The organism is Paraburkholderia sp. BL21I4N1 (genome assembly GCF_002973525.1).
Taxonomy (GTDB): domain Bacteria; phylum Pseudomonadota; class Gammaproteobacteria; order Burkholderiales; family Burkholderiaceae; genus Paraburkholderia.
The window spans coordinates 45,394-57,637 of record NZ_PVEN01000007.1; the positions used below are offsets into that span (position 1 = coordinate 45,394).

Annotated in this window: 13 protein-coding genes; 12 read left to right on the top strand and 1 reads right to left on the bottom strand. The window is 66.1% G+C overall.

Features of this window, described 5'->3' with window-relative positions; translation table 11 throughout:
• The 5 genes from B0G83_RS19165 to B0G83_RS19185 all read left to right on the top strand — a co-directional run bounded on the left by B0G83_RS19165 (position 1) and on the right by B0G83_RS19185 (position 5,863).
• On the top strand, positions 1–1,338 hold the full coding sequence (locus B0G83_RS19165; protein WP_105508984.1) for an aminotransferase class I/II-fold pyridoxal phosphate-dependent enzyme: 1,338 nt from the start codon (positions 1–3) through the stop codon (positions 1,336–1,338).
• Between the two features lie 25 nt (positions 1,339–1,363).
• A complete protein-coding gene (locus B0G83_RS19170; RefSeq protein ID WP_105508985.1) occupies positions 1,364–2,050 on the top strand; it encodes an N-acetyltransferase in 687 nt (228 codons plus the stop codon).
• Positions 2,051–2,203: 153 nt separating this feature from the next.
• Entirely contained in the window at positions 2,204–3,634 is a 1,431-nt protein-coding gene (locus B0G83_RS19175; protein ID WP_105508986.1) for a mannose-1-phosphate guanylyltransferase/mannose-6-phosphate isomerase, read from the top strand.
• A 255-nt stretch (positions 3,635–3,889) separates the two neighbouring features.
• On the top strand, positions 3,890–5,266 hold the full coding sequence (cysS, locus tag B0G83_RS19180; RefSeq protein WP_105509232.1) for a cysteine--tRNA ligase: 1,377 nt from the start codon (positions 3,890–3,892) through the stop codon (positions 5,264–5,266).
• A gap of 204 nt (positions 5,267–5,470) precedes the next feature.
• Positions 5,471–5,863, top strand: coding sequence for a carboxymuconolactone decarboxylase family protein (locus B0G83_RS19185; RefSeq protein WP_105508987.1), 393 nt, complete (start codon positions 5,471–5,473; stop codon positions 5,861–5,863).
• Between the two features lie 33 nt (positions 5,864–5,896).
• On the opposite strand, the gene B0G83_RS19190 is transcribed toward B0G83_RS19185, so the two are convergent.
• Positions 5,897–6,592: an HAD family phosphatase gene (locus tag B0G83_RS19190; protein ID WP_105508988.1), complete on the bottom strand. Its 696-nt coding sequence runs from the start codon at positions 6,590–6,592 to the stop codon at positions 5,897–5,899.
• 231 nt (positions 6,593–6,823) lie between these two features.
• Between B0G83_RS19190 and B0G83_RS19195 the strand changes: the two genes are divergently transcribed.
• From B0G83_RS19195 to B0G83_RS19225, 7 genes are all read left to right on the top strand, one after another.
• Positions 6,824–7,144 carry a YXWGXW repeat-containing protein gene (locus B0G83_RS19195; protein ID WP_105508989.1) on the top strand — a complete coding sequence of 107 codons (321 nt, stop codon included), beginning with the start codon at positions 6,824–6,826 and terminating at the stop codon, positions 7,142–7,144.
• A 431-nt stretch (positions 7,145–7,575) separates the two neighbouring features.
• On the top strand, positions 7,576–8,178 hold the full coding sequence (locus B0G83_RS19200; RefSeq protein WP_258168014.1) for an RNA polymerase sigma factor: 603 nt from the start codon (positions 7,576–7,578) through the stop codon (positions 8,176–8,178).
• Positions 8,175–8,591, top strand: coding sequence for a hypothetical protein (locus tag B0G83_RS19205; RefSeq protein WP_105508991.1), 417 nt, complete (start codon positions 8,175–8,177; stop codon positions 8,589–8,591). The genes B0G83_RS19200 and B0G83_RS19205 overlap by 4 nt, the downstream gene beginning before the upstream one ends.
• Positions 8,588–9,142 carry a periplasmic heavy metal sensor gene (locus B0G83_RS19210; RefSeq protein WP_105508992.1) on the top strand — a complete coding sequence of 185 codons (555 nt, stop codon included), beginning with the start codon at positions 8,588–8,590 and terminating at the stop codon, positions 9,140–9,142. The genes B0G83_RS19205 and B0G83_RS19210 overlap by 4 nt, the downstream gene beginning before the upstream one ends.
• A gap of 70 nt (positions 9,143–9,212) precedes the next feature.
• Entirely contained in the window at positions 9,213–10,799 is a 1,587-nt protein-coding gene (locus B0G83_RS19215; protein WP_105508993.1) for a DUF1800 family protein, read from the top strand.
• A gap of 5 nt (positions 10,800–10,804) precedes the next feature.
• Complete coding sequence (locus B0G83_RS19220) at positions 10,805–11,947, top strand: DUF1501 domain-containing protein (protein ID WP_105509233.1); 1,143 nt, start codon at positions 10,805–10,807, stop codon at positions 11,945–11,947.
• 74 nt (positions 11,948–12,021) lie between these two features.
• Positions 12,022–12,237 (top strand): YXWGXW repeat-containing protein, encoded by a 216-nt coding sequence (locus B0G83_RS19225; RefSeq protein WP_105508994.1) that lies wholly within the window; start codon positions 12,022–12,024, stop codon positions 12,235–12,237.
• The last annotated feature ends 7 nt before the right edge of the window (positions 12,238–12,244 follow it).

Genomic DNA, 12,244 nt, shown 5'->3' on the forward strand with positions numbered 1-12,244 from the left:
ATGGGATTGGGCGACAACATCCGCCAGCAACTCGCCGCGAAGGCGTTGATGCGGCAACTGGAACGCGTCTCCGACGAAGCGCGGACGCCGGGCGTGCCGTTGGCCGCGGCCGGCCCGCGTGCGGCGCAGGACGCCTCGCGCGCGGCGCTGTGCAGCTTCGAGACGATGCCCGGTTATCAGCAGGTCGAGATCTTGCGGCAGATGGGCGAAAAACTGCAGGTGCAGTCGCCGTTCTTTCGCGTGCATGACGGCATTGCCGGCGCGACCACGCGGATCGGCGGCGCCGAGTATCTGAACTACGCGAACTACAACTACCTGGGCCTGGCCGGTGACCCGCGGGTGTCGGCGCGTGCCAAGGAAGCGATCGATCGTTACGGCACCTCAGCGTCGGCGAGCCGGATGGTGGCGGGCGAACGGCCGGTGCAGCGCGAACTGGAAACGGCGCTCGCGTCTTTCTATGAGGTCGACGATTGCGTGGTGTTCGTGAGCGGCCACGCGACCAACGTGACGGTGATCGGCTCGCTGTTCGGCCCCGGCGATCTGATCGTGCACGATTCGCTCGCGCACAACAGCATCGTGCAAGGCGCGCAGTTGAGCGGCGCGAAACGCCTGAGCTTCGCGCACAACGACTGGCAGGCGCTCGACGCGCTGCTCGCACGCGTGCGCCACGACTACCGGCGTGTGCTGATCGCGATCGAAGGGCTGTACAGCATGGACGGCGATATTCCCGATCTGGCGCGGTTCGTCGAGATCAAGCGCCGTCATGCGGCGTTCCTGATGGTCGACGAAGCGCACTCGCTCGGCGTGCTCGGCGAGCGCGGCCTGGGGGTGCGCGAACAGTGCGGCGTGGCGAGCGGCGACGTCGATATCTGGATGGGCACGCTCAGCAAAACGCTGGCGGGTTGCGGCGGTTTTATCGCCGGCTCGCAGGCATTGATCGATATCTTGCGGCATCTGGCGCCGGGCTTTCTGTATAGCGTGGGTCTCGCGCCGTCGCTCGCGGCGGCCTCGCTGGCCGCACTGGAACGTCTCGTCGCCGAACCGGAACGCGTGGCGCAATTGCGCGCGCGCGGCCGGCAGTTTCTCGACGAAGCACGCGCGGCCGGACTCGACACCGGCAAGAGCGCGGGCTACGCGGTCGTGCCGATCATTACCGGCAGCACCTTGAAGGCCGCGCAATGGGCCAATGCGATGTTCGCGGACGGCATCAACGTGCAGCCGATTTTCTATCCGGCCGTTGAAGAAAAGGCGGCACGTCTGCGCTTTTTTATCTGCTCGACGCACGAGCCCGAGCAGATCAGCCGAACCATCGCGGCGCTCAAGCGCCTGCCTCGCTAAAGAGAAGCCATTCCGCTATTTCGCCATGCACGCCATTCAAGCCGACCGTCCCGCTTCCGATACGCTGCCGCGCGAGCGCGCCGCCGTGCTGAGTTTTCGTCCCGCGCGGCCCGACGACGCCAGCGCCTGCGCGCCGTTGATCTTCGCTTCGGGCATGCGTGAGTTCGGTTTCTTTCTGGGCGAGCCCGCCGCGATCTGCATCGATTTTCTGAGCTTCGCGTTCGGCTCGAAGCAGGGCCGTTTTTCATATCGGCGTCATCGCGTGGCCGTGGACGGCAACGCGCGGGTCGTCGCGGTGCTGGCCGTGCACGACGGCCGCAGGACCTGGCTCGACGATCCGCATGTCGCGCTGATGCTGCTGCGGTTTTTCGGCTTGCGCCGCACGGTGCGCATGCTGCTGTGCGGCCTCACGCTGGAGAGCGAATTGCCCGCGCCGAAGTCGTCCCAGACGTTGATCGCACATTGCGCGACGCACGAACAGGTGCGCGGCACGGGCCTGTTCAGCGCGCTGTTCGCCGACGCGCTGCACGCCGGCTCGCTGGAACGCGACGGCGGCCGGCAGGTCGTGCTGGATGTGCTGGTCAGCAATACGCGCGCCTACGCGCTGTACCGGCGGCTGGGTTTCGTCGAGCTGCCACGCCGGGCACCGGTTTCGCCGCGTTTGCCGCGCGAGCTCGAATCGGTGCGGATGCAATTTGTCGGAAGGGGCTGAGCGGGCGGTTCGAATCAGCCTGTCGAGTCGGTTCAGGAATCAGTCAGCCGCAGTTCAGTCGGCGCCATGATGGGTTGAGAGGTCCGTCTGACGTCCGTGCTGCGGGAACGAAATATTCACACTTCAATAAAAATACGTGGAAAGGGCAAGAGCATGCAGATTCATCCGGTGATTCTTTGCGGTGGAAGCGGCACCCGGCTGTGGCCGATGTCGCGTGGCGGCTATCCGAAGCAATATCTGAAGCTGACGGGCGACAACACGCTGGTTCAACAGACCGTGCTGCGCTTGCGCGGCGTGGCGGACATCGCCGCGCCGATCGTCGTCACGAACAACGAGCAGCGTTTCCTCGTGGCCGAACAACTGCGCCAGGTGGACGTGGCGGCCTCGGCGATCGTGCTCGAACCGGCCAGCCGCAACACGGCGCCGGCCATCGCCATCGCGGCCTTGCTGGCGCTGCGCGATTCGCCGGAGTCGCTGCTGCTCGTGCTGCCGTCCGATCACGTGATCGCCGGCGAAGCCGCGTTCGTCAAGGCCGCTTCGGACGCGGCGCAGATCGCCAAGGACGGCTTCCTGGTCACCTTCGGCATTACGCCGACCGAACCGCATACCGGCTACGGCTACATTCGCGCGGGCGCGAGTCTCGTCGACGGCTCGCAGGCTTTCGCGGTCGACTCGTTCGTCGAAAAGCCGGATGCCGAAACGGCCCAGCGTTTCATCGCGCAGGGCGGGTACTACTGGAACAGCGGCATGTTCATGCTGAAGGCTTCCACCTACATGGAAGAACTGCGCCGCTTCGAGCCGGAAATCGCATTGCAGGCCGAGCTTGCGCTGAAGGCCGCGCAGCATGACAACGACTTCGTGCGGCTGGACGAACCGGCGTTCTCCGCCAGCCCGAACATCTCGGTCGACAACGCGGTGATGGAGAAAACGAAACGCGCCGCTGTCGTGACGGTGGCGGATCTCGGCTGGAACGACATCGGCTCGTGGACGGCGCTGGCCGATATCGCCGAGCGCGATGCGCAAGGCAATGCGTTGTTCGGCGACGTGCTGACCGATGCGGTGAGCAACTCGTACATTCGCGCCGAACACCGCCTCGTCGCGGCGATCGGGCTGGACAACGTGGTGATCGTCGAGACCGCAGACGCGGTGCTGGTCGCGCATCGCGATCAGGCGCAAGACGTGAAGAAGATCGTCGCGCAGTTGAACGCGATGGGCCGCCACGAGTCCGTCACGCACCGCCGTGTGGTGCGGCCGTGGGGCTCGTACGAAGGCATCGACAGCGGCGACCGCTTCCAGGTCAAGCGCATTGTGGTGAGCCCGGGCGCGCAACTGAGTCTGCAGATGCATCATCATCGCGCGGAACATTGGATCGTCGTGAAGGGCACCGCGCTCGTGACGAACGGCGACAAGGAAATCGTCCTGACCGAAAATCAGTCGACGTATATTCCGCTCGGCGTCACACACCGTTTGCTGAACCCCGGCAAGATTCCGCTCGAGTTGATCGAGGTGCAGTCGGGTGCGTATCTCGGCGAGGACGATATCGTTCGTTTCGAAGACACCTACGGTCGCGTGCCGAAGGCCTGAGACCCGACACGCCACAAGTGGATTGACCCGTCCGGGTACAACGCGTTAGCATCGATGCCATGACTGCTTCTATCGTTTCCCTTCCGTCTGCTTTGCACGCATGCTGTCACGGCCTGCCGAGGGGAGCTTGCGTCTAGCGCGTCGATTTGCACACGTCCGTATCCCCGAGGCCACCCGTCACACGACCGGTGGCCTTTTTGTTGTCTGGTCCGCTGATTTCGCTGCTGCAATCGCTCAGCGTTGAAGGAAAACACCATGCCGCTCGCTCTCTACGACACCTGGTCGCGCACGTTGCGCCCGTTCACGCCGCTTCGGCCGGATCACGTCGGGCTTTATTGCTGCGGCCCGACCGTGTATGACCACGCGCATATCGGCAATCTGCGGACCTACGTGTTCGAGGACGTGTTGCGCCGTGCGTTGGCACTGAACGGTTACACCGTGCGGCACGTGGTGAATATCACCGACGTCGGGCATCTGGTCTCCGACGCGGACGACGGCGAAGACAAGATGGAGAAGGGCAGCCGTCGCACCGGCGAATCGGCGTGGGCCATCGCGGAACGCTATACCGCGGCGTTCCAGCGCGACTGGCGCGCGTTGAACCTGCTTGAGCCGACGCTCTGGTGCCGCGCGACCGATCACATCGCCGAGCAGATCGACTTCATTGCCGACCTGGAGCGTAACGGCTACACGTACCGCACGGCGGACGGCATCTACTTCGACACGGCGAAGCAGGACGATTACGGCTATCTCGCGCGTCTCGCCGTAACGGGTCTGCAAGCCGGCAAACGGGTGGCCGTCGGCGACAAGCAACGCGCGACGGACTTCGCGCTGTGGAAGTTCAGCGCGCCCGGCAGCACGCGGCAGATGGAGTGGGCGAGCCCGTGGGGCGTCGGCTTTCCTGGCTGGCACATCGAGTGCTCGGCGATGTCGGCGAAATATCTCGGGCCGTGGTTCGATATTCATTGCGGCGGCGAAGATCACATCGCCGTGCATCACAGCAACGAGATCGCGCAGACCCAGGCGCGCCACGGCACGCGGCTCGCCAACTTCTGGCTGCACGGGCATTTCCTGATGCTCGACGCGGGCAAGATGGCGAAGTCGGGTGGCGACTTCGTGCGCTTGCAGACGTTGATCGACCGTGGCGTCGATCCACTGGCTTATCGTTACCTGTGCCTGAGTGCGCACTACCGCAGTAGCTTGCGTTTCAACATGGAGGCGCTGGATGCCGCGCAAGCCGCATTGGACCGCTTGCGTAGAGCGTATCGGCAATGGCCGGAGGGTGGAGCGCCGGATGCCGGGGCCGTCGCGCGTTTCAATGCGGAGGTCGATCAGGACCTGAACCTACCGCGCGCGCTCGCCGTGTTGTGGGAGGTGGTGCGAAGCGATCTGCCGACGTCCACGCGGCGGGCTACGGTGGATTGCTTCGATAGCGTGCTCGGGCTGCGCCTTGCTGACTGGCGCGAGGACGTGGCGACGATTCCCGCAAGCATCACGTTGCTCGCCATGCAACGCGACGAAGCGCGGGCCGCGAAAGAGTGGAGCGAGGCGGATCGTTTGCGCGAGCAGTTGCGAGCCGAGGGCTGGCAGGTCGAAGACAGCGCGAACGGACAGGTGCTGCGTCCGCTCGACTGAGGGCTCACGCGGTTGCGTTCGACGGGCGGCGAAGCGGTGCATCTGAGCGATCTGGCGGGGCGCATGGTGATCCACGCGCACCCGTGGAAGAAGCCGGGCAGTGAGCGCACCGTTTGGTACTAGCGTAATTCTGTGCACAATGAGCTCAAGCATGCGCGCACGCGCATGCTTCGCCGATACCCGTCAGCCAGAAAAGGAGCACGCATGAGCCAGCTTAAAGCGGTCGATTACGCCGCGGCATCGCCCGAAGTCAAAGCCGTGTACGACGACATCAAGCAGACCCGTCAGGTCGAGGACGTCAACAATTTCTGGAAGTTCATCGCCCACCATCCGCCCACGCTCGCGCGCACGTGGGACAGTCTGAAAGACGTGATGGCGCCGGGTGCGCTCGAACCGCTCATCAAGGAATTGCTGTACGTCGCGGTAAGCGTGACGAATAACTGCGGCTACTGCGTGGCGAGCCATACGGCCGCCGCCCGTCGCGCCGGCATGACCGATGAGATGTTCGGCGAACTGCTGGCTGTGGTCGGCATGGCGAATGAGACCAACCGGCTGGCGGTGGGGTACCGCGTGCCGATCGATCCGGCGTTTGAGTAGAGGCCGCTTTTAAAGCTCGCTTTAAAAGCGGCTTTAAAGCCCGCTACGCCCGCGCCATCCCGCGAGCAGCGCCGGCAATTCGGCCATGTCGCGAAACACGTGCGCCGCACCGACACCATGCAGCGCGGTAACGCTGCTATGGCCGAGTTCCTGCGGGCAATAGCCGAACACGGTGGCGCCGGCCGCGACGCCCGCGGTTGCGCCCGTCACCGTATCTTCCACCACGGCGCAACGCTTCGGGTCCACGCCCAAACCGGCGGACGCGGCCAGGTAAACATCGGGAAACGGCTTGTTGCGCGGCGTTTCGTGGCCGCTGAAAACGCGTCCGTCGAAGCAGTCGAGAATGCCCGCCTTGACGAGCTGCAACTCCACCTTGATACGATTCGCGCCGGATGCCACCGCGATGCGGCCGTTCAACGTCGCATACAGCGCACGCACCGCCGACGCCGAGCCGGGAATCGCCACCAGCTCGCGTTCGAGTGCCGCATTGCGGCGCGCGCGAAACTGCATCAGCCACTCGGTGGTAATCGCGACGCCGGTACGCGCTTCGATCAGCGCCGCTTCGTCCCGAACGGCCTTGCCGACGAAAATGCGCATGGTTTCCGCCACGCTCAGATGCCAGCCCAGTTCGCCGAGCATTTCGCACAGCACGCGGTTGGTAATCGGTTCGGAGTCGACGAGCACGCCGTCGCAGTCGAAGAGTACAGCGTCGAAAGGGAAATCGGCCATCGGAGAGCGGGGAGAGAGAAGGTGGGGAAACCGGAAAGCATACCTCACGGGCGAGCCGCAACCCTTCATTTGTATAACGCATGCTGTCGTTGAGCCAACAGCGGGCAGTCCATCAGTGCTCCGTTCAGAGTCGTCAAACTCCCTGACAATCAAAGCGACGGATTTTCGCCGCTACCGCGTTCAACTAGAAACGGAGCTGCTTCTGGCTTCGCCTCTTAGGGAGAAACCAACATGACATCGACCCGACCGGTCCGCCTGCTGACCTCCGTGATTCTCGCCACGTTGACCTGCGCCGCCACGCTGACGGCCGCGCCGGCCTTCGCGCAAGCCGTGATCGTCGCGCCGATGGCGCCCCCGCCGCCGCGCGTCGAAGTGATGCCCGCGCCGCGCAACGGCTATGTGTGGGATCAGGGCCGCTGGCGTTGGGACCATGGCCGCTACGTGTGGGTGCGGGGCCATTGGCAGCCGGTGCGCGTCGGCTATCGCTGGGTGCCGGGTCATTGGGTGCAACGCGGCCCGAACTGGCGCTGGGTCGAAGGCCATTGGGCATGAACCGGGCGCGTCGCGGCAACTCACCGCGTGAGCGCTTCGGCGCGTTTGAACACTGTGCAGGAATGAACCAGGCAAGTTGCCATGAAAACGCTCGTAATAATTCTGCTGGCGACGATGCTCGCCGGCTGTGTGGTCTACCCGGCGCGGCCGGCGGTTTATCGGCCGGCGGTTTATCGGCCGGCGGTCGTCGTATATTGAGCGGGGCGTCGCAATCGCAGGCGGGCAGCGCGAGTGAACCGCTGACGCCCCGCGATGCGCCATCCACGCGCGGCCTGCAAACCGCCGCGTGTCCAACCCGAGGTGAGACGGTGAAGCCAACGTGAGCAGCATCAGAAGGAGTGGCGGCAAGTGAACGACCTTCGTCCGACGACGCGATCCGCGTGGCCGGCGCGACCCGGGCCAAGACGGCCCGGGCCGCTGCGGCCTGAGCGATCCGCGCGACGCATCCGGCTTGCAATGGGGAGCGTCACGCCTTGAGCGAACGCGATCCCGACGCGGAACTGCTTGAACAGGTCGGCCGGCAAGAACCGGCCGCCGTGCGTTCGCTCGTCGCGCGCAAATTGCCGCGCCTGCTCGCGCTCGCCACGCGCATGCTGGGCGACCGCATGGAGGCGGAAGACGTGGCCCAGGAGGTGTTCGTGCGGATCTGGAAGCAGGCGTCGCGCTGGCGCGAAGGCGAGGCGAAATTCGACACCTGGGTTCATCGCGTCGCACTCAATCTCTGCTACGACCGTTTGCGCGGCCGGCGCGAAGAGCCTTACGACGAGCTACCGGACGAGGCCGACCCCGCCGCGCTGCCGGACGCGCAACTGGAAGCGCGCGCCCAGGACGAGCGGGTGCGCACCGCGCTCGCCGCGCTGCCGGCGCGGCAACGCGAGGCGCTGGTGCTCAACTACTACCAGGACATGTCGAACATCGACGCTGCCGCCCTGATGGGCATCACCGTCGATGCGTTGGAAAGCCTGCTGGCACGCGCGCGTCGCAATCTGCGCGCTCAACTGGCCGGCAGCGGCCTTAGCAAGGACACATCATGACGCCCGAAAGATTTCATCAGATCGTCGAAGCCTATGGCGCCGATGCGCGTCGCTGGCCGCAAGCGGAGCGCGCGGCGGCGCAGGCGTGGGCCACGCTGCATCGCGCCGAAGCCGACGCGTTGCTCACCGAGGCCGCCAGCCTCGACGCGTGGCTCGCCGCAGATAAAGTCGAGCCGCCGGGCGCGGCGTTGCGCGAGCGGGTGATCCGCAGCGCGCCAGTGCGCCGGCCGGCCGCGCCGCGGCGCTGGTGGTGGTCGGGCGCGGCGGTGGCGGGCGTCGGTCTGCTGGGCGGCGCGGCCGGCGCGTTCGCCGTGTCGTTCTTCGTGCTGACCGAATCGGTGCCGCCGGTGCACGAGTCTTCTTATTTAACTTCGAGCTTCGGTGGGACCTCCGCCGATTGGAGCGGCGAATGAACGGCCGGTCATTGAAATTCGTGCTGGCGGCGTCGCTGGTGGTCAATGTGTTTCTGTTGGGGGCGATCGCGGGCGGTGCTTATCAGTGGCTCGCGGCGCACCGCGCGACGGCGGACGTGTCGGCGCAGCAGCGCGCGTTGCGCTTCGCCGCCGCGCCGTTGTCCGCCGAGCGGCAGAAGGCCTTTATCGACGGTTTGAAGCAGGCGCGCCGCGAGGGGCGCGACTATGCTCGCGAGGGCAAGGAAGGGCGCCGTGAAGTGTTGCGCCTGCTGGCCGCGCCGCAGCTCGATCGCGCGGCGCTCGACGCGGCGCTCGCCCGCACCCGCGCCGCCGACAGCAATCTGCGCGCGAACGTGGAAGGCAGTGTGGCGGATTTCGCGGCGACGCTGTCGCCCGAGGAGCGCGTCGAGTTCGCCGATAGCCTGAAGTTGCGCGGTCAATGGCGCGAAACCGCGCCGGCGCCGAAGGCGAAGAAGCCGGCCGATCAGGCGAACCAGACCGACTCGCAGAACTTGCCGAAGCCGAATTCGAGTGGGTCGTCGGCGAATTAAAAAGCAGTCGTATGCGACGGATTTTGGCGCGCGGGCCGTTTAATCCCTATCGAACGCCGAAGAGGATGGTATGGCCAACTCACCGAACCTGAATGCCGCCGCGATTGCACTGAATCGCTTCGGCCTGGGCGCGCGGGCCGACGACACGCCGCCCGCCGACCCGAAGGGCTGGTTGCTCGCGCAACTGGAGCAGTACCAGCCACGGCCTGCCGCGTGGGCGAGCCAGCCGAACTCGGTGGCGTTGTCCACCGAGTTGCTGCAACAGCGCATGGAACTCAATCAGCCGAACCGTCAGAATGCGGCCGCCGACGCGGCGGGGAGTCAGGCGGACAATCAGGCGAACGCGCGATTTGCGCCGCAACCCGGCGCGCAAGCCAACCCGCGGCAGAATGCGCGAACAACGGCGCAATCGACGGCGCAAACCGACGCGGCCAATCCGCCGCAAGACGCCGCTCAAACCGCTAGGCAAGCCGAACGGAAAGCGATTCGCGGCGAAATACTCGACCTGTACCGCTCGTCGGTGAATGCGCGGGTGGAAAGTGCGTTGACCACGCAAACGCCGTTCGTCGAACGGCTGGTGCATTTCTGGGCCAATCACTTTGCCGTCTCCACCGAAAAGCCCGGCGTCGCCGCGCTGGCCGGTTCGTTCGAAGCCGAAGCGATTCGCCCGCACGTGCTCGGCCGTTTCGAGGACATGCTGGTGGCGGTCGAACGTCATCCGGCCATGCAACTGTTTCTCGATCAGACCCGTTCGGTCGGACCGGACAGCATGGCCGCGCTGCGCGCCGAGCAACGCAATCCGGAGCGCAAACGCGGGCTGAATGAAAATCTTGCGCGCGAAATCATGGAACTGCACACGCTCGGCGTGCGCAGCGGTTACAGCCAGGACGACGTCACCGAGTTCGCTCGCGCGCTGACCGGCTGGAGTCTCGCCGCCGGCAACGGCAAAGGCGCTGGCAACGCGCGCCGCTTCGGCGCGCAGCCCGACGCAGCCCCCGGCACGTTCGTGTTTCGCGCCGCGCTGCACGAGCCGGGTTCGCGGACCATCATGGGTCGTCGTTACGACCAGCCCGGCGAAGAGCAGGCGCTCGCGATCCTGCACGACCTCGGCGCCGCACCGGCCACGGCGCAGCATATCGGCGGCAAGCTGGCGCGGCACTTCGTGGCCGACAATCCGCCGCCCGGCGTAAGCGAACGGCTCGCGAGCGCGTTCGAGCGCAGCGGCGGCGATCTGCCGACGGTGTACCGCGCGCTCATCGACAGTCATGAAGCGTGGTCGCCCACCGCCGTGAAGTTCAAGACGCCTTGGGAATGGACCATTTCGTCGATGCGTGGGCTCGGCTGGCAGGACCTCGGCAAACTGCAAACCGCGCCGATTCTCACGCAGCTCGGCCAGCCGGTGTGGCGGCCCGGTTCACCCGCCGGTTACGACGACATCGCCGCAAGCTGGGCCGCGCCCGATGCGCTGGTGCGCCGGGTCGAAATGGCGCAGCGTTTCGCGGCGCGAGTGGGCGACCGGCTCGACGCCCGGTCCCTCGGTCAGACCTTGACGGCCGGTTCGCTCAGCGAGCCGACCGCGACGGCGGTGTCGCGCGCCGAGAGTGCCTCGACGGCGATCGCGCTGTTGCTGGTGTCGCCGGATTTTCAACGGAGATGAATGCCATGTTGTCACGCCGCAAATTTCTGAGCGTCGCCGCCGCAGGCGCCGGCGCGATTCTCGTGTCGCCGCAGATCGTGTTCGCGAGTGTCGCCACCGATCGCCGTTTCGTCTTCGTGATCCAGCGCGGCGCGGCCGATGGGTTGAACATCGTCGTGCCGTACGCCGACCCGGCTTATGCGAGCCTGCGCGGCGCGCTGGCGATCGATACATCGAACGCAGCAAAGCTCGACGGCACTTTCGCGTTGCATCCGGCGCTCGCGCAAACCGCGTCGATGTATGCGAACCGCCAGGCGCTGTTCGTGCATGCGGTGGCGTCGCCCTATCGCGACCGCTCGCATTTCGACGGCCAGAATGTGCTGGAGACCGGCGGCACCGCGCCGTATCAGATGAAGGACGGCTGGCTGAACCGGCTCGTCGCCCAGTTGCCCGCCACGCGCGAAAACGCGATCGCCTTCGCGCCGACCGTGCCGATGGCGTTGCGCGGCGCGGCGCAGGTGACGTCGTACGCGCCGTCCGCGCTGCCGCAGGCGCCCGACGATCTGCTCACGCGCGTCGCACAACTGTATGACCAGGACGCGCAGTTGCGTCCGCTGTGGGATTCGGCAATGGCGGCGCGCGGTCTCGCGGGCGACGCCGGCGCGCGCCAGGACCCGGCCAGCCTCGGCAAGCTCGCGGCAGGCTTTCTGTCGCGCGACGACGGCCCGCGTATCGCGATGATAGAAACCGGCGGCTGGGACACGCACAGTGCGCAGAATCCGCGACTCGCCAATCAGTTGAAAGCGCTCGACACGATGCTTGCGTCGTTGCGCGACGGCATGGGGCCGTTGTGGAGCAAAACCACGGTGCTGGTGGCGACGGAGTTCGGACGGACCGCCGCCGCTAACGGCACGGGCGGCACGGACCACGGCACGGGGTCGGTGGCGATGGTGCTGGGCGGCTCGGTTGCCGGTGGACGGGTGATCGCGGATTGGCCCGGCCTCGCGCCGCATGCGCTGTACGAAGCGCGCGACCTGAAACCGACCACGTCGCTGGATGCGGTGATTGCCGGCGGCGCCAGTGAAAGTCTCGGGCTCGATCCGCAGCGCACGGCCAGCGCGTTGTTCGGTTCAGCCGCGCGGCCGCTGACGGGGGTGGTGCGGGCCTAGGAAAAGCAGAAGCAGGAAGTCGAAGCAGGTAGCAGAAAACCGGTTCACCTAAAAAACACTCAGGAGAGGAAAAAATGAAAATCAGATCGTCGGTACGCGTTGTTTCGATGGCGGGTCTTTGTGCCGCTGTCTTGTCCGCTTGCGTCGTGGAACCGGCCCGGCCGGCACAGCCCGCGCCGCTCGTCGAAGTGGTCCCGGCCGCGCCCGCGCCCGGCTATCACTGGGTGAAGGGCCACTACCGCTGGGAAGGCAATCACTGGCAATGGGTCCCGGGACACTGGGTGGGTTGATCGAGTC